The sequence below is a fragment of the Caulobacter sp. 73W genome (assembly GCF_041021955.1).
In the GTDB taxonomy this organism is placed as follows: domain Bacteria; phylum Pseudomonadota; class Alphaproteobacteria; order Caulobacterales; family Caulobacteraceae; genus Caulobacter.
In genome coordinates this window covers 2,218,511-2,234,950 of record NZ_CP158375.1, presented here as the reverse complement: position 1 = coordinate 2,234,950, position 16,440 = coordinate 2,218,511, and the positions used below count along the sequence as shown (strand labels likewise).

The window sequence follows — 16,440 nt, the reverse complement described above, 5'->3', positions numbered from 1 at the left end:
GATGGAGCCCGGCGATCTGGCGATCCTTTTCCTGTCCCTGAAGGTGGCGGCCGTGGCGGCCGTCGCCGGCCTGCCGCCGGCGATCCTGGCGGCCTGGACCCTGGCGCGCGGACGCTTTCCGGGCCGCAACCTGCTGGACGCCGCCCTGCACCTGCCGCTGGTGATCCCGCCGGTGGCGACGGGTTTCGTGCTTCTGGTGCTGTTCGGGCGGCGCGGCCTGCTCGGTCCGGCGCTGGAGAAGGTCGGGATCGTCTTCGCCTTCGACTGGACCGGCGCCGCCCTGGCCGCCGGCATCATGGCCTTTCCGCTGATGGTGCGGCCGATCCGCCTGTCGATCGAGGCGATCGACGCCGAGGTCGAAGAGGCGGCCCGCACCCTGGGCGCCAGCCCCCTCGCCCGTTTCGTTCGGATTCTGCTGCCGCTGTCGGCGCCGGGCATCGGGGCCGGGCTCGTCCTGGGCTTTGCTCGGGCCCTGGGCGAGTTCGGCGCCACCATCACCTTCGTGGCCGCCATTCCGGGCGAGACCCTGACCCTGCCCGCCGCGATCTATGCGGCGGTGCAGACGCCCGGCGGCGAGACCCGGGCGGCGATCCTCTGCCTCGCCTCCGCCGGCCTATCGGTGGTCGCGGTGATGGCGGCGGACTTCGTGGGCCGCGCCGCCAGCCGGTTCCGCTAGGCGTTAGTCGTCCAGGGGCCGTCCATTGGTCTCGGGCAGGAAGAACAACGTCGTCACGGCGCTGAGCACCGTGAAGAACACCCCATACCAGAGCCCCGCATAGATGTTCCCGCTCGCCGCCACGATGGCGAAGGCGGTGAAGGGCAGGAACCCGCCGACCCAGCCGGTGCCGATGTGATAGGGCAGCGACAGGGCCGTGTAGCGAACCCGCGTCGGGAACAGCTCCACCAGAGCCGCCGCCATGGGGCCGTAGAGCGCCGTGGCCGCGACGGTGAACAGCATCAGCACCCCGAACACCCCGACAAGGTTGATGCGAGCGGGATCCGCGATGGCCGGATAGCCGGCGGCGGCCAGGGCGGCCTTGATCCGGCCCTCGACCCCGGCCTTGGCGGCCTTCAGCTCGGCGGGCGACAGGCCGGCGCCCTCGACGGAGGCGATGACGGTCTGGCCGACCCGCACGCTGGCGACCGTTCCAGCCGGCGCCGCTTCGTTGCCATAGGAGATTCCGCCATTGGCCAGCACGGTCTTGGCGATGTCGCAGGAGGTGACGAACGCCGCCTTGCCCACCGGATCGAACTGCAGGGAGCAGGCGGCGGGATCGGCCGTGACCGTCACCGGCGTGCGCTGCTGCGCCTCGGCCATGGCGGGGTTGGCGAACTGGGTCAGCAGGTGGAATCCCGGGAAGTAGAGCGCCGTCGCCAGGACCATGCCGCCCAGCATCACCCACTTGCGGCCGACCTTGTCCGACAGCCAGCCGAAGAAGACGTAGAGCGGCGCGCTGGCCAGGGTCACCACCATGATCATGGCGTTGACCGTCGTGGCGGGGACCTTGAGGAACTTCTCCAGGAACACCTGGCTGTAGAAATAGGCGGTGTACCAGACGCCGCCTTGGGCGCTCATCATCGAGAAGAAGGCCAGCAGGACCAGCTTCAGGTTCTTCCACTCGCCGAAGGCTTCCTTGAAGGGGGCCTTGGTTTCTTCCCCGGCGGCCTTCAGCTTCTGGAAGCTGGGGCTTTCGGTCAGCTTCAGGCGCATGAAGATCGAGATCGCCAGCAGGCCGGCCGAGACCAGGAACGGAATGCGCCAGCCCCAGGCCGCGAACGCCGTCTCGCCCAGGGTCGTGCGGGTGATCAGGATCACCGCCAGTGCGCCCAGCAGGCCAAAGGCGGCGGAAGTTTGGATCCAGGCCGTGGCCCAGCCGCGCCGCTTCGACGGCGCGTGCTCGGCCACATAGATCGCCGCCCCGCCATACTCGCCGCCCAAGGCCAGGCCCTGAACGATGCGCAGCAGGATCAGCAGGATCGGCGCGACGACCCCGACCTGGCCATAGGTGGGCAGCAGGCCGATGGCGAAGGTCGCCACGCCCATCATCGACACCGTGATCAGGAACGCGCCCTTGCGCCCGGCCTTGTCGCCGATGCGCCCGAAGATCAGGGCGCCCAGGGGCCGAAAGGCGAAACCGGTCCCGAACAGGGCCAGGGCGGCGATGAAGCCCGCCGTGTCGTTCAGGCCGGCGAAGAAGGTCTTGGAGATCACCTGGGTCAACGACCCGAAGATGAAGAAGTCGTACCACTCGAAGGCCGTGCCGGCGGACGAGGCCGCCACCACCGTGCGCATGGAAGCGCCCTTCTCTTCCGAGGCGCCGTCCGCCGCCATGCTCATGCGTTTCCCCCGCTTGTTTTGACGAGGTCTAGCATCACGCCGTTCGGCGACAAGGGGTCGATGGCTAGCCCTGGCCCTTCTTCTCCAGCCACTCGCGGGCGGCCTGCTTGTGGCTGGCCTTCAGGTGGCGGCCGACCAGGGCGATCATGGCCGCCATCACCGCGGCGTCGTCGGTGAAGCCGACCCCGGCCAGGATGTCGGGAATGGCGTCGGTGGGCAGGACGAAATAGGCCAACCCGGCCAGCATAAGGGCCTTGGCCTTTTTCGGGGTGGCTGGATCACGGGCCGCCCAGAACACCGCCAAGGCGTCGGCGGCGAAGGGAATCTTTCCGGCGGTGCGGGCGATCTTGGGCCAGAAGCCCCGGGCCACGCGCTGCTCGTTCACGCGCACGACGGCCGGAACCAGCGCTTTTGACGGATCCAACGCCTGGTTGACGTCGGGTGACGGCTTGGCTTGCGCGCTCATCTTTGTATGGGTTCCTCCAAAGCCGCTCGAACGGTCCATTAGAACGCCTGGAATGGGAAGACGTCCATGAAGCTCGACAACACCATCGCCGCCGTCGTCACCGGCGCCGCCTCCGGCCTCGGCGAGGCCACCGCCCGCGCCCTCGCGGCCAAGGGCGTCAAGGTCGCCATCTTCGACATGAACGAGGCCGCCGGCGAAGCCGTGGCCAAGGATATCGGCGGCGTGTTCTGCAAGGTCAACGTGACCTCGGACGCCGACGTGGACGCCGGCTTCGAGAAGGCCCGCGCCGCCCACGGCCAGGAGCGGATCCTGGTCAACTGCGCCGGCACTGGCAACGCCATCAAGACCGCCAGCCGCGACAAGGCCACGGGCGAGACCAAGCACTTCCCCCTCGACGCCTTCGACAAGATCATCCAGATCAACCTCGTCGGCACGTTCCGCTGCATCGCCAAGTCGGCCAAGGGCATGCTGGACCTGGAGCCGCTGGAAGACGGCGAGCGCGGCGCCATCGTCAACACCGCCAGCGTGGCGGGCGAGGACGGCCAGGTGGGCCAGGCGGCCTATTCGGCGTCGAAGGGCGGCGTCATCGGCATGACCCTGCCGATCGCCCGCGACCTGATGAACGACGGCGTCCGGGTCAACACCATCCTGCCGGGCATCTTCAACACCCCGCTGATGAACGGCGCGCCCGAGAACGTGAAGGCGGCCCTGGCCGCGTCTGTCCCGTTCCCCAAGCGCCTGGGGAACCCGCACGAATACGCCCAGCTGGCCTTGACCATGATCGAGTGCGGCTACTTCAACGGCGAGGACGTGCGCCTCGACGGCGGCATCCGCATGGCTCCGCGCTAAACCCGAAACTCGGAGCCCAAATGAAAAAGGCCGGTGGGTGACCACCGGCCTTTCGTCATTGAGCCTTTGCCGACCCTATTCCGAGGTCGGTCGCTGGATGCCCGCGCCAAGGTTGGCGATGACTTCGCGCGCGTCGAAGGCGTTGCGGTCGGCGGGCTTGGCGCCCTTGCGCAGGACGATCTCGGCGCTGGCCTCGAACTTGTTGATCGTGCGCACGTCCATGCGGTCGGCCCAGAACGGGTCGCCCCAGTAGGGATCCCAGGCGCGCCAGCCCATGCGCGGGCCGAAGTAGCTCCAGGACGGGGCCCAGTAGCTGTAGGCCCAGCGGTTATAGAACGGGTCGCGGTCGATATAGGTGCGGCTGGTCTTGTCCGTCTTGCGATCGGCCAGCTCGAACCAGTCATAGCCCTCGGCCACGGTCAGCTCGGCCGCGCGGTAGAGCAAATAGCGCTCGACCGTGTCGCGCGAGGTTAGGCTGTTGCCCGCGAAATTGATCCGATAGCGGTCGGCTTCGATCCGCATCTCGGAGAAGCCGCCCGAGCTGCTGCTCCGGCCGGGCGTCGCCGGCTGGTAAGGCGTAGCCGTGGCGCAGGCGGAAAGGGTGGCGGCGACGGCTAAAAGCCCCGCGACGGCGATGGATTTGGTTTTCATTGTCTCGCGTCCTCCAAAGGCGCGTACTGATCTAGTCACAACACATGCGCAGCGGCGCTGGTTGCGCAAGCCCGCCCCGAGCTCTTCCGCCCTTCAGGTACGGCCTATCCGCGCTGGAAGATGAGCACGGCGGCCGCAATCAGCAGAACACCGACGAAAACGGCGAAAATCCGGCGGAACCTCGGCTCGGTCATCCGCGCGGCGAGGGCCGCGCCCCCAAGGCCGTAGGACGTCATGCTGATCATATCCATGGTCACCGCCGCGGCCGCGAACATCGCCATCTGCGGCGCCACCGGCCGGTTCACGTCCACGAAGGGCGGCAGGACGGCGGTGAAGAACAGCAGCACCTTGGGATTGGCGATCTGCACCATGAAGCCGTCGCGAAACGCCGACCGCCCGGTCTTCACATGCACCTCCTCCTGCGGCTCGCCCCTGTCCTTCCACGCCTTGATCAGCGACTTGACCCCCAGCCAGGCCACATAGGCGGCGCCGATCAGGGTCAGCAGGTGGAAGACCTGCGGAAAGGCGGCGACCAGGGCGCCCAGCCCCAGGGCCGCGGCGGCGAACCAGACCAGCGAGGCGCTGTTCATGCCGATGGCGCCGATCACGGCGGCGGCCTTGCCCTTTTCCGCGCCGTTGGCGATGGCGAACAGGTTGGCGGGGCCGGGGGTGGCGGCCATCACGGCCATCACCGACAGAAAGGCGCCGTAGCGCGCGGGATCGACTGGAAGAGCCATGGCCGCTCCTTCCGCCGCGCAAGCCTGACCGTCAAGGCCTGACCGTGAGGGGGGCTGTGTCGGGATGGGGCGGCGCCCGTCCCGAGGGAGGGACGGGCGCCGGAGCCGCAGTTCGCAGAATGGGGTGGAGGAACCGCGACCCCAGGAATGGACGACGCTGCCTCGGCAGTACGCTACGCGCCGGCGCGGCGTCGTCTGAAGCCAACATATAGTTCTTACTGGATAAGTAAATGCTGAAGCGTGACTTTTTCGCGCAACCACGCGGCCCTTGTGGGTTGTGTAAGAACTGGATATGCTGGGACCAGGGGGTTTTGCGAGTGTCGCGCGTGTCCGCCCCCGTCAGATCAGGTGTGAAATGCCGAGACAGGCCGTCGATCCAACACGAGCAGCAGAGACCAAGAGTTTGCGTCAGGAAGCCGGGCGCTGGCTCAAGACCGCACGGGAATCCGCCGGACTGACCCAAGCGGGGCTCGCGGAACGTGTAAACCTTCGCTATTACACCTTCATCTCGCAGGTGGAGAGCGGGCTGGGACGCGTGCCGATCGAAATGCAGGCCGCCTGGGCGGAAGCCCTGGGCCTCGACCCGAAAAGCTTTGCGTGCACCCTGCTGCGGTATTACGAACCCGAACTGCATCGCCTGCTGTTCACGGACGAGCCCCGCGCCCAGACGACGCGGGAAAAGGCGGCAGGCTAAGGGAACCCGAGCGGTTGGCGACCATCCTCAAATTCATGGGCCGTGGCCTGGCGGACGGTGACTGGACCGTCGCCGAGCGCACGCAGCTGCGGGAAATGTCCGCCGCCCTGACTGGGGATCGGACAGGCGCGAACCTGGTCTTCGGCATGACCGAGGACGGGGACCCCTGGGTCGTGGCCACGGACGACAACGAAGACGTCGTCCTGCACATCGCCCGCATCGGCGGCCGGATCATCATCCACCGCATGTTCGACGGCATGGTGCGCGAGGCGCCCGACGTCTTCACCGCCGCCACCCTCATCCAGCAACGCCCGCCGGCCCGCGCGGGCCGGGTCCAGCCGATCCTGGCGGACGTCCTTCCGACCGACGCGCCGTTCACCCTGATCGCCGGCGCGACCCTGCACGACAGCCCGTCTGACGTGGTTCCGGCGCGCGCCGACATGGCGCCGCGCTTCGAGCCGGTCCATAGCGACATCGAACGCCCGATCTTCGGCCTGCAGAGCGACGACCTGCCGATCCCGACCCTTGAGGACGCGCCCCTGCACGTCTTCGCGGCCCCGGCCGCGCCGCGCGCGCCGCTGCAGCCGACGGCCGAGATCATCCAGCTTCAGACCTATATGGCCGCCACCTCGGGCGTCGCTGCGGCTTCGGCGGCGCTGCCGACCTTCGCGGCGCCCCAGGCGGCTGTCCCGACCATCGCCCAGACCACCGACGTGGCGGACGGCGAGACGTCCGCCGGCGGGGGCGAGCCTCCGCTCCCGCCCGTCACCGGCGCCGAGGACGGCCCCGGCGACGACAAGGGCGTCGGAACGGGTCCGATCACGGATCTGGGCGGCTTCACCTATTTCGAGGGCGACAAGGGCGCCGACATCATCGCCATGGGCGATCGCGTCGTCGCCTTCGGCGGCGAGGGCCCGGACACCTTCGTCATCAGCTGGCGCAAGCAGGCGGACAACGGCTCGCGCAGCGCGGGCGTCATCCTCGACTACAACGAGGCCCAGGGCGACCGGCTGCAGTTCGCCAATGACGCCAATCCGCCGCAGATCGTCAGCATCGAGCAAGCGAACCTGACCGGCATGAACCCCGCCGCGAGCTTCGTCGGCGCGGCGATCGCCGGCCGTCGCATCGGCTTCGACCTGGACGGCGATGGTCGCGAGGATGTCCACGTCATGTTTGGCGGCGACAGCGAGGTGAGCACTTTCCTCACCGGCATCGCGGCCAATATCCGTGAGATCGACACCGCCGCCATGCCGGCAGCCCACGGCGACCTGGTCATGGGCCTCGCCGCGGTCACCACCGTTGAGCTGTTCATCTAGCTCAGGCTAGACGCCGCCGGTCACCATCAGCGCCCGCACCGCGCCGGCCGTCGCGCCGAGCAGCAGCAGGATCATGGCCAGCGCCTGCAGTCCGAAGCCGATGCTGCGGCTCTTGGGCTCCTTCACATAGGCCAGCATGTAGACCACGCGGCCGATCAGGAAGACAGCGCCCAGCGCGGCGGCGATCAGGTCATTCCAGTAGATGGCGAAGAGCCACAGGGACGGCAGGAAGATCACCAGCCCCTCGATCATGTTCATCTGGACGCGGAAGTGACGCTCGAATTCCGGATGTCCGATCACGGCCGGCGCTTCGATGCCGAACTTGGCGCGGGCGCCGCCCACCCTGACGATCTTCCAGAGCAGCAGCAGCAGCGATAGCACCGTCACCAGGGCGACGAGGTTGTGGGGTTGTTGCATGGCGTTCGGCCTCCCTTTTGCGGGATGCTGTCACGCTTCGCGCAAAACGCGAAAAGCCTGGCCTTAGGAACCGTTGCCGGCCCTCAAGACGTTGTAGGGGCAGGGTTAGACGGAGCTCCGCCCATGCATGTGGACTCAACCGCCATTTCCGCCATCGACTACGAGACCGAGCACGGCAAGCTGTTCGTGCGGTTCATCGACGGGGACGAGTACGTCTATGTCGGGGTGCCTGAAAGGGTGCGGGACGCCTTCGTCCGCGCACCCTCCAAGGGTCGGTTCTTCCAGCGGATGATCCGGGATCGCTATCCCTACAACCGCTGCGCCTGAAGTCTTACTGGCCGCCGCGCTTGTCGCGCTTGGCCAGGACGCGCAGGCGCAGGGCGTTGAGCTTGATGAAGCCGCCGGCGTCGCGGTGGTCGTAGGCCACCTTGCCTTCTTCGAAGGTCACCAGGTCCTGGTCATACAGGCTGTAGGGGCTGGTGCGGCCGATGACGGTCACGTTGCCCTTGTACAGCTTCACGCGCACCTGGCCGGTGACGTTCTTCTGCGACAGGTCGATGGCCGCCTGCAGCATCTCGCGTTCCGGCGAGAACCAGAAGCCGTTGTAGATGAGCGATGCGTACTTGGGCATCAGCTCGTCCTTCAGGTGCATGGCGCCCCGGTCGAGGGTGATGCTTTCCATGCCGCGGTGGGCGGCCAGCAGGATGGTGCCGCCCGGGGTCTCGTAGACGCCGCGCGACTTCATGCCCACGAAGCGGTTCTCGACCAGGTCCAGACGGCCGACGCCGTTGTCGTGGCCCAGCTCGTTCAGCTTGGTCAGCAGGGCGGCCGGCGACAGCTTCACGCCGTCGATCGCGACCGGATCGCCCTTTTCGAAGTCGATGGTGAAGACGTGCGGCTTATCGGGCGCGTCTTCCGGGGCGATCGTGCGCATGTGCACGAATTCCGGCGCCTCAACGGCCGGGTCCTCGAGGACCTTACCTTCGGACGAGGAGTGCAGCAGGTTGGCGTCGACGCTGAACGGCGCTTCGCCGCGCTTGTCCTTGGCGATCGGAATCTGATGCTTCTCGGCGAACTCCAGCAGGGCCTCGCGGCTCTTGAAGTCCCACTCGCGCCAGGGGGCGATCACGTGGATGTCGGGCTCCAGGCCGTAATAGCCGAGCTCGAAGCGGACCTGGTCGTTACCCTTGCCGGTGGCGCCGTGGCAGACGGCGTCGGCGCCGACCTTGCGGGCGATCTCGATCTGCTTCTGGGCGATCAGCGGGCGGGCGATAGAGGTGCCCAGCAGGTAGACGCCCTCATAGACGGCGTTGGCGCGGAACATCGGGAACACGAAATCGCGCACGAACTCCTCGCGCACGTCCTCGATGAAGATGTTCTCGGGCTTGATGCCCAGCAACTCGGCCTTCTTGCGGGCCGGCTCAAGCTCCTCGCCCTGGCCGAGGTCGGCGGTGAAGGTCACGACCTCCGCGCCGTACTCGGTCTGCAGCCACTTCAGGATGATCGAGGTGTCCAGGCCGCCGGAATAGGCGAGGACCACTTTCTTGATCGGCTTGTCGGCGGCCATGGGCGCGTCCTTGGATTTGGGAGTTTCGGGAAGTCGCGCGCGTTCAAGGGCGCCGGACGCTCAAGGTCAACCCCTAAGCTGGCCTTCGTCGTCGAGGATGGCCATCACCTTGCGCAGCCACCACAGATTGACCAGCGCCAGAAGGGGAGCGAGCAGCACCTTGATCCCCACCAGCATCATCAGGCCGTCGCTGCTGATGGTGCGCGCGCCAGCCACCATGACCAGCCACACCACGGCCGCCACCGTGGGCTGGAAGGCCAGGGCGAACAGCTTCGGCGCCCGCCAGGTCGGCTGGCCGTCGAAGCCGAACTGCATGGGGACCTGGGTGTCCGGCAGGATGCGGCCATAGGCCTGGCGCGCCGCGCCCGCCATGATGGCGAGAGCAGCGATCCACAGACCATCGACGATGAGATTGAGCGTTTCCATCAGACGGTCACCTGCGCGCCCAGCTCGACCACGCGTCCGGGCGGAATCTTGAAGAAGTCGGTGGGATTGGCCGCGTTGCGCATCAGGAAGATGAACAGGCGATCCTGCCACAGGGGCATGCCCGACTGGGCCGACGGCACCAGCGAGCGGCGGCCCAGGAAGAAGCTGGTCGCCATGATGTCGAACTTCAGCCCCTGCTTGCGGCACAGCCCCAGGGCCTTGGGCACGTTGGGGCTTTCCATGAAGCCGTAGGTGATGACGACCTTCTTGAAGTCGTCGTTGATCTTCTCGATCCGGACCCGGTCCTCCTCGCGGACGCGCGGGGTCTCGGCGGTCTGGACCGTGAGGATGACGTTCTTCTCGTGCAGCACCTTGTTGTGCTTGAGGTTGTGCATCAGGGCCACCGGCGTCATGTCCGGATCGCCGGTCAGGAAGATGGCCGTGCCCGGCGCGCGATGCGGCGCGCGGGCGGACAGGATGCCCATCAGGTCGATCAGCGGCACCGAGTCACGGCGCGTCTTGTCGGTCAGGATCTGGGCGCCGCGCACCCAGGTGGTCATCACCAGGAACAGCCCGCCGGCGATCAGCAGCGGCAGCCAGCCGCCAGTGAACAGGCGAAGGGCGTTGGCGCTGAGGAAGGCGAAGTCGAGCAGCAACAGCGGGCCGATGAAGCCCAGGCTGAGGGCCAGCGGCCACTTCCACAGGCGGCGCGTGACCACGAAGGCCATCAGGGTGGTGACCACCATGGTGCCGGTCACCGCCAGGCCGTAGGCGTGGGCCAGGGCCGAAGAGGTCTTGAAGCTGACCAGCACGGCCAGCACGCCGATCAGGATCAGCCAGTTGATCTGCGGCACGAAGATCTGGCCCGACTGGGTCTCCGACGTGCGGCGTACGTCCATGCGCGGCAGCAGGCCCAGCTGAATCGCCTGCTGGGTCAGGGAGAAGGCCCCGGTGATCACCGCCTGCGAGGCGACGATGGTGGCCAGGACTGACAGGATCACCACCGGCAGGCGGATGGCGTCGGGGGCCATCTCGAAGAACCAGTTGGAATTGGGGAACACGCCGCCCGCCGCGGCCACGCGGTCCAGGGTGGCGAGGGCGAAGGCGCCCTGGCCCAGATAGTTCACCACCAGGCAGGGCAGGACGAAGAACAGCCACGAGGCCTGGATCGGCCAGCGGCCGAAATGGCCCATGTCGGCGGTCAGGGCCTCTGCCCCGGTCACCGTCAGGAACACCGCGCCCAGCACCAGGAAGCCCACCAGCCCATGCTCGGCCAGGAACAGCACCGCATAGTGCGGGCTGATCGCCATCAGCACATCCGGATGCTCGACGAAGCGATAGGCCCCCAGCGCGAACATGGTCAGGAACCAGACCGCGCAGACGGGCCCAAAGAACCGGCCGACCTTGGCCGTGCCGTGGCTCTGGACCATGAACAGCCCGACCAGGATGATCACGCTGATCAGCATGACCAGCTGGGTGCTGATCTTGCCTTCCAGGGCGGGGATGGTGCCCAGGCCCTCCACCGCCGACAGCACCGAGATCGCCGGGGTGATCACCGCGTCGCCATAGAACAGCGCCGCGCCGATGACGCCGAGGACGAAGACGGTGCGGGTCCGCTTGCCGATGGCGCGCTGGGCCAGGGCCATGAGCGACAGCACCCCGCCCTCGCCCTTGTTGTCGGCGCGCATGACGAAGAATACGTACTTGATCGTCACGACCAGGATCAGGGCCCATAGGGCCAGGGAGACCACCCCGAGGATCTCGCCGCGCGTCACCCCGTCGGCGGCCGCCGTGTGCAGCGCCTCGCGGAAGGCGTAGAGCGGGCTGGTCCCGATGTCGCCGAAAACGACCCCGACAGAGCCGAGGGCGAGCGCCAGGAAGGCCTGGCCCTTGGGGCCGTGGCTGTCGTGCGCGGAATTTTGCGGGGAGTCGGCTGAAGTCGCCGATACGGCGGAATCTGCGGAACCGCCAGAGGCCTGATCAGCCATTCAATCCCTCCGGGGCATGGTCCGCGATGGCGGAGCCCCAATGATCGAGCGGCGCGCGATACACCCTTTCCAGAGCGCATACAATGACAGCAACGCCGCATTTGCACAGTTTGCCATTGAACGCGCGCAATAGCGCCTTACGTTCCACCACAAGATGTCTGACAGCCAGAAATTCCCTGTCGCCGCGCACGCCCTGGCCTATCTGGCCCACAAGCAGGCGTTTTCGGCCGACAAGGCGGTGGCCAGCGCCATGCTCGCGGCTTCGATGCCGACCAATCCGGTCGTCGTCCGCCGCGTCACGGCCATGCTCGGCCGCGCCGGTCTGGTCGGGGCCCGCGCCGGGGCCAGCGGCGGCGCCTGGCTGCTGAAGGCGCCCGAGGACATCCGCCTGGACGAGGTTCTGAAGGCCGTCGGCGGCTGCACCCACCTGGGCACCCCGCCGCCGGGGGCCAAGGGCTGCCCCATCGGCGAGAAGATCCCCGACGCCGTTCGCGGCGTCCTGGCCGCGGCCGATGAAGCGGCCCGCAACCGGCTCTCCGAGATCACCGTCGCCGACCTGTTGGCCGAAGCGGAGTCGCCGCGCGCTGTTGCCTAGCTTGGCGGAGCGGGCCAATCTCGCCGCCTTCCTGACGAGGTGACCTTTTCATGGCCCGCCGCCTTGCGTTGATCACCGGCGCTTCCGCCGGCATCGGCGCCGCCTTCGCCCGCATCTACGCCGCCCACGGCTATGACGTCGCCCTGACCGCCCGCCGCGCCGACCGGCTGGAGCAGCTGGCCGGCGAAATCTCCCTGCGTTTCGGGGTCGAGGCCCTGACCGTGCCGGGCGACCTGGCCGCCGAGGGCGGGGTCGAGGCCGTCCTGGCCGGAATCGAGGAGCAGGGCCGCGTGGTCGACGCCCTGGTCAACAACGCCGGCTACGGCCTGCCCGGCAGCTACGCCCAGACGACCTGGGCCGATCAGGCCGCCTTCCTGCAGCTGATGGTGACCGCCGTTTGCGAGACCACGCACCGCGTCCTGCCGGGCATGGTGGAGCGGAGGTTCGGGCGCATCATCAACGTCGCCTCGGTCGCCGGCATGGTTCCGGGCGCGGCCGGCCACACCCTGTACGCCGCCTCCAAGGGCTTCCTGGTGAAGTTCTCCCAGAGCCTGCACCTGGAGAACCTGTCCACCGGCGTTCATGTCAGCGCCCTGTGCCCCGGCTTCACCTTCACCGAATTCCACGACGTCAACGGCACCCGCGAGCAGACCCAGGGCTCGACCCCGCCCTGGATGTGGCTGGGCGCCGACGAGGTGGCCGCCACGGGTTACGAGGCCGCCGAGGCCAACCGTCCCGTCTGCGTCACGGGCGCCCCCAACAAGGCCATCGTCGCCCTGGCCAAGATTCTGCCCGACGACTGGGCCCTGGCGCTGATGGCCAGCCAGCAGAGCCGGTTCAGGAAGGCCTAGTTGCCGTCGGCGTAAGGGCTGGCGGCTTCGTAGCGGATGATGCCGCGCGTGGCGTCGGCGGCGCCTATGATGATGAACTGCACCGCCATGGCGCACAGGATAAGGCCCAGCACCCGCACCACGATGGTCAGGCCGATGCGGCCCAGCAGGCGGGTGATCAGCGGCGTCGCCCAGAAGGCCATGACCACGGTCAGCGACACCCCGGCGATGGCCAGGATACCCGCCAGCGCCCCGGCCAGGCCGGCGGCCTTGGCCTCCGACGCATAGATCACCACCGTCGAGATCGCCCCCGGCCCGATCAGCAGCGGCATGGCGAAGGGCACGATCAACCGCTCGAACCGCTTGCGGGCATAGGCGCGGGCGGTAGGCAGCTGCTCCCCAGCGTCGGCCGCGTCGGCGAAGCTGGCGGTGAAGTCGTCGCGGGCCATGTCCAGGCCGAGCAGGAACAGGATGATCCCGCCCGCGATGCGGAAGGCCGGCAGGGAGATGCCGAAGAACTGCAGCAGCGACAGGCCGGAGAAGAAGAAGAAGGTCAGGAAGCCCAGGACGAACAGGCCGATATAGACGGCCACCATCCGCCGGCCCCAGATGCTGGCCCCCACCGTGGCGGCCGCGAACAGCGGCACGTTGCCGATCGGGTCGATCAGGGCGAACAGGGCGACGAAGAAGTTGACGGCGAGGTCGCTGTGGATCATCTGGCGTCTTCAGCCTCAACTTGCCCCGCGCCCGCCGCAAGTCGCCTCACTCTAGGCGATCGAACGGCCCCCGCGCCATGCCCGGAGCCTGCCGTCATGACCGCCGATTCCCGCCTGATCGTCCCCCTCGACCTGCCCTCCACCGACGAGGCCCGGGCCATGGTCGAGCGGCTGGGCGACGCCGTGTCCTTCTACAAGGTGGGACTGGAGCTGCTGGCCAGCGACGGCATGGCCTTGGCGGCGGAGCTGAAGGGCCAGGGCAAGCAGGTGTTCCTGGACTGGAAACTGCACGACATCGGCGAGACGGTGCGCCGCTCCACCGCCGTCCTGGCCGGCGCCGGCTGCGACCTGCTGACAGTTCACGCCACCCCGCAGGTGATGAAGGCGGCGGTGGCCGGGCGCGGCGATTCCAGCCTGAAGATTCTGGCGGTCACCGTCCTGACCAGCCTGTCCGAGGCCGATCTGGCGGAGATGGGCTATCGCGAGAGCGCCCGCGACCTAGTGGCCAAGCGCATCCGTCAGGCGGTGGAGGCCGGCGTCGACGGCGTGGTGGCCAGCCCACTGGAAGCCGCCCTGGCCCGCGAGATCGCCGGCCCCGGCTTCCTGGTGGTGACGCCGGGCGTGCGCCCCGCCTGGTCCGCCAAGAACGACCAGGCCCGCGCCGCCACGCCGGCCGACGCCCTGACCGCCGGCGCCAGCCACCTGGTCTGCGGCCGCCCGATCACCGCCGCGCAAGACCCGCGCGAAGCGGCGCTGAAGGTCGTGGCGGAGATGGCGGGAGCATAAAGCCCTCGCTCTCCATCAAGGGAGAAGGGGGAAGTCGGTCACTTCCTAAAAATCGACCGCGATCCCCTTGCGCTCCCAGTCGCCGAAGCGGGTCGGCTCGGGGCCGGCCGGTCCGCCCTGTTCGGCGGCGCGCGCCTGCTCGGCCTCGGCGGCGCGACGGGCGGCGGCCTCTTCCAGGGCCCGGCGGGCGGCGGGGGTCAGGGCCTTTCCCGGAGCTGCGCCGATATCGTTCTCGTCCGTGCTGTCCATATTCAACCAACTTACTTCGCGTACAAATCAATTGCGTCGTTCGCCCAACACTGGCATGAGAGCGCCGACTTCTAGGGGGAGTTTACCATGTCTCGGCTTTCGATGGCTTTCTTCACCGTCGGCGCCCTTTGCGGCCTGATCGGCATGGGCTGGGGCGTCTATATGGGCGCCAGCCACGACCATTCGACCTTTCCTGCCCACGCGCACCTGAACCTGCTCGGCTGGGTCAGCCTGTTCCTGATGGGCGGCTTCTACGCCTTCCTCGGCGACCGCGCGCCGGCCAAGCTCGGCTGGGCCAATTTCATCCTGTCCGCCGTCGGCGCGATCACCATGGCGCCGGCCCTGGCCCTGCTGCTCAAGGGAAACCCCGGCATGGAGCCGGCGGTGGGGGTGACCTCGCTGATCGCCTTCGCTGGGATGATCACTTTCGTCGTCGCGGTGCTCGGCGCGTGGCGCAAGACAGCCTAAAATCCTTGCCTCGGCCCGCGCCATGGGGCACGGCCCGCGGGTGACCTCTGAAAACTCCCATGAACTGGCCCCCCGCGCCGCCGCCTGCGACCTGATCGAGGCGGCCCTGGCGCGACGCGCGGGCCTCGACGAAGCCCAGACCACGGGCGCCTTCACCCGGCTGGAAGGGCGTGATCGCGCCTTCGCCCGCGCCCTGGCCCTGGCCACCCTGCGCCATCTGGGCGTGGTGGACCGTATCCTGGCCCCCAAGCTGCAGCGCGAGCCGCCGGCGCGGATCCGCACCCTGCTGCGCCTGGGCGCGACCCAGGCCTTCTTCCTGGACGTCCCGGAATTCGCGGCGGTGACCACCACCGTCGATCTGGCCGACGCCCGCAAGGAAACCCGCGCCTTCAAGGGCCTCGTCAACGCCATCCTTCGCGGCCTGCTGCGCGACGGCAAGCCCGAGCTGGACCCCGCCGCCCTGGCGCCCGACTGGCTCTACGCCCGCTGGCGCGCGGCCTTTGGCGACGAAGCAGCCGCCGCCGTCGCCGGCCTGATCCCGGCCGAACCGGCCACCGATCTTTCCGTGCGCGATCCCGACGACATCGCCGCCCTGGCCGAGGCGATCCCGGCCGAGGCCTTGCCCGGCGGGACCCTGCGCACCGCCCTGCGCGGCGACGTGGCCGCCTGGCCGGCCTTCGAGGACGGCCGCTGGTGGGTGCAGGACGCCGCCGCCGCCATCCCGACCCGGCTGCTGAACGTCCAGAAGGGCGAAACCGCCCTGGATCTGTGCGCCGCTCCGGGCGGCAAGACCATGCAGATGGCCGCCGCCGGCGCCAAGGTCGTGGCCGTGGACCGTTCCGCCGCCCGCCTCAAGCGCGTCACCGAGAACCTGGCCCGCATCGGCTCCGGGGCCGAGATCATCGCCGCCGACGCCGCCGCCTGGGTCGACGACCGCACCTTCGACGCGGTTCTGCTGGATGCGCCCTGCTCGGCCACCGGCACCTTCCGCCGGCACCCGGACGTCCTATGGGCGGCCCGTCCCACCGACATCGCCAGCCTCGCCGCCGTGCAGGCGCGCCTGCTGGAGACCGCCGCCGACCGCACCAAGCCCGGCGGACGGCTGGTCTATTGCGTCTGCTCCCTGGAGCCGGAGGAGGGCGAGGCCCAGATCCGCGCCTTCCTGGCTCGCCGCAAGGATTTCCAGCTCGTTCCAGTAGAGCCCGGCGAGGGCGGCGCGCCGGCCGCGAGCATCACGTCCGAGGGCATGCTGCGCATTCTGCCGCATCATATCCCGGGCGGAGCGGACGGCTTCTTCGCCGCACGGCTGGTGAAGGCCCCTTAAGCTTGTAGCGGCCTGCGACGAAG

General features: G+C 68.5%; 20 protein-coding genes. 10 read left to right on the top strand and 10 right to left on the bottom strand.

Translation table 11 applies throughout. The annotated features are described in order from the left end of the window. Nucleotide 1 precedes the first annotated feature (1 nt). Complete coding sequence (modB, locus tag ABOZ73_RS10460) at nt 2-676, top strand: molybdate ABC transporter permease subunit (protein WP_369058098.1); 675 nt, start codon at nt 2-4, stop codon at nt 674-676. 3 nt (nt 677-679) lie between these two features. Here the strand turns inward: modB and ABOZ73_RS10455 are convergent, their stop codons facing one another. Both ABOZ73_RS10455 and ABOZ73_RS10450 read right to left on the bottom strand, forming a co-directional pair. Beyond that, nucleotides 680-2,332, bottom strand: coding sequence for an MFS transporter (locus ABOZ73_RS10455; protein WP_369062515.1), 1,653 nt, complete (start codon nt 2,330-2,332; stop codon nt 680-682). Nucleotides 2,333-2,402: 70 nt separating this feature from the next. Continuing rightward, nucleotides 2,403-2,804 (bottom strand): YkvA family protein, encoded by a 402-nt coding sequence (locus tag ABOZ73_RS10450; protein ID WP_369058097.1) that lies wholly within the window; start codon nt 2,802-2,804, stop codon nt 2,403-2,405. 66 nt (nt 2,805-2,870) lie between these two features. On the opposite strand from ABOZ73_RS10450, the gene ABOZ73_RS10445 reads away from it, so the two are divergent. Beyond that, on the top strand, nt 2,871-3,653 hold the full coding sequence (locus tag ABOZ73_RS10445; protein ID WP_369058096.1) for an SDR family NAD(P)-dependent oxidoreductase: 783 nt from the start codon (nt 2,871-2,873) through the stop codon (nt 3,651-3,653). 75 nt (nt 3,654-3,728) lie between these two features. On the opposite strand, the gene ABOZ73_RS10440 is transcribed toward ABOZ73_RS10445, so the two are convergent. Next, nucleotides 3,729-4,304 carry a hypothetical protein gene (locus ABOZ73_RS10440; protein WP_369058095.1) on the bottom strand — a complete coding sequence of 192 codons (576 nt, stop codon included), beginning with the start codon at nt 4,302-4,304 and terminating at the stop codon, nt 3,729-3,731. A 104-nt stretch (nt 4,305-4,408) separates the two neighbouring features. Then, nucleotides 4,409-5,041 (bottom strand): LysE family translocator, encoded by a 633-nt coding sequence (locus tag ABOZ73_RS10435; RefSeq protein WP_369058094.1) that lies wholly within the window; start codon nt 5,039-5,041, stop codon nt 4,409-4,411. Nucleotides 5,042-5,396: 355 nt separating this feature from the next. Here ABOZ73_RS10435 and ABOZ73_RS10430 point away from each other — a divergent pair, with 355 nt between their 5' ends. Both ABOZ73_RS10430 and ABOZ73_RS10425 read left to right on the top strand, forming a co-directional pair. Beyond that, nucleotides 5,397-5,735, top strand: a complete 339-nt coding sequence (locus tag ABOZ73_RS10430) for a helix-turn-helix domain-containing protein (protein ID WP_369058093.1) — start codon at nt 5,397-5,399, stop codon at nt 5,733-5,735. Between the two features lie 14 nt (nt 5,736-5,749). Next, nucleotides 5,750-7,051: a hypothetical protein gene (locus ABOZ73_RS10425; RefSeq protein ID WP_369058092.1), complete on the top strand. Its 1,302-nt coding sequence runs from the start codon at nt 5,750-5,752 to the stop codon at nt 7,049-7,051. Between the two features lie 6 nt (nt 7,052-7,057). On the opposite strand, the gene ABOZ73_RS10420 is transcribed toward ABOZ73_RS10425, so the two are convergent. After that, nucleotides 7,058-7,468: an MAPEG family protein gene (locus ABOZ73_RS10420; protein ID WP_369058091.1), complete on the bottom strand. Its 411-nt coding sequence runs from the start codon at nt 7,466-7,468 to the stop codon at nt 7,058-7,060. Nucleotides 7,469-7,591: 123 nt separating this feature from the next. On the opposite strand from ABOZ73_RS10420, the gene ABOZ73_RS10415 reads away from it, so the two are divergent. Then, nucleotides 7,592-7,795, top strand: a complete 204-nt coding sequence (locus ABOZ73_RS10415) for a KTSC domain-containing protein (protein WP_369058090.1) — start codon at nt 7,592-7,594, stop codon at nt 7,793-7,795. A gap of 4 nt (nt 7,796-7,799) precedes the next feature. On the opposite strand, the gene ABOZ73_RS10410 is transcribed toward ABOZ73_RS10415, so the two are convergent. From ABOZ73_RS10410 to ABOZ73_RS10400, 3 genes are all read right to left on the bottom strand, one after another. Beyond that, entirely contained in the window at nt 7,800-9,035 is a 1,236-nt protein-coding gene (locus tag ABOZ73_RS10410; RefSeq protein WP_369058089.1) for an argininosuccinate synthase, read from the bottom strand. A gap of 66 nt (nt 9,036-9,101) precedes the next feature. After that, nucleotides 9,102-9,461, bottom strand: a complete 360-nt coding sequence (locus tag ABOZ73_RS10405; RefSeq protein WP_369058088.1) for a hypothetical protein — start codon at nt 9,459-9,461, stop codon at nt 9,102-9,104. Next, nucleotides 9,461-11,449: a potassium transporter Kup gene (locus ABOZ73_RS10400; RefSeq protein WP_369058087.1), complete on the bottom strand. Its 1,989-nt coding sequence runs from the start codon at nt 11,447-11,449 to the stop codon at nt 9,461-9,463. The genes ABOZ73_RS10405 and ABOZ73_RS10400 overlap by 1 nt, the downstream gene beginning before the upstream one ends. A 154-nt stretch (nt 11,450-11,603) precedes the next feature. On the opposite strand from ABOZ73_RS10400, the gene ABOZ73_RS10395 reads away from it, so the two are divergent. Both ABOZ73_RS10395 and ABOZ73_RS10390 read left to right on the top strand, forming a co-directional pair. Further along, the gene (locus tag ABOZ73_RS10395; protein WP_369058086.1) at nt 11,604-12,044 is read left to right on the top strand and encodes an Rrf2 family transcriptional regulator; all 441 of its coding nucleotides are present in this window, start codon (nt 11,604-11,606) and stop codon (nt 12,042-12,044) included. A 50-nt stretch (nt 12,045-12,094) separates the two neighbouring features. Further along, on the top strand, nt 12,095-12,895 hold the full coding sequence (locus tag ABOZ73_RS10390; protein WP_369058085.1) for an SDR family NAD(P)-dependent oxidoreductase: 801 nt from the start codon (nt 12,095-12,097) through the stop codon (nt 12,893-12,895). On the opposite strand, the gene ABOZ73_RS10385 is transcribed toward ABOZ73_RS10390, so the two are convergent. After that, nucleotides 12,892-13,590, bottom strand: a complete 699-nt coding sequence (locus ABOZ73_RS10385; RefSeq protein ID WP_369058084.1) for a MarC family protein — start codon at nt 13,588-13,590, stop codon at nt 12,892-12,894. The genes ABOZ73_RS10390 and ABOZ73_RS10385 overlap by 4 nt on opposite strands. A gap of 96 nt (nt 13,591-13,686) precedes the next feature. Here ABOZ73_RS10385 and pyrF point away from each other — a divergent pair, with 96 nt between their 5' ends. Continuing rightward, nucleotides 13,687-14,376: an orotidine-5'-phosphate decarboxylase gene (gene pyrF / locus ABOZ73_RS10380; protein ID WP_369058083.1), complete on the top strand. Its 690-nt coding sequence runs from the start codon at nt 13,687-13,689 to the stop codon at nt 14,374-14,376. Between the two features lie 45 nt (nt 14,377-14,421). Here the strand turns inward: pyrF and ABOZ73_RS10375 are convergent, their stop codons facing one another. Next, nucleotides 14,422-14,625: a DUF1674 domain-containing protein gene (locus ABOZ73_RS10375; RefSeq protein WP_369058082.1), complete on the bottom strand. Its 204-nt coding sequence runs from the start codon at nt 14,623-14,625 to the stop codon at nt 14,422-14,424. Between the two features lie 87 nt (nt 14,626-14,712). Between ABOZ73_RS10375 and ABOZ73_RS10370 the strand changes: the two genes are divergently transcribed. Then, complete coding sequence (locus ABOZ73_RS10370; protein ID WP_369058081.1) at nt 14,713-15,093, top strand: hypothetical protein; 381 nt, start codon at nt 14,713-14,715, stop codon at nt 15,091-15,093. Between the two features lie 40 nt (nt 15,094-15,133). Next, nucleotides 15,134-16,417, top strand: a complete 1,284-nt coding sequence (locus tag ABOZ73_RS10365; RefSeq protein WP_369058080.1) for an RsmB/NOP family class I SAM-dependent RNA methyltransferase — start codon at nt 15,134-15,136, stop codon at nt 16,415-16,417. The last annotated feature ends 23 nt before the right edge of the window (nt 16,418-16,440 follow it).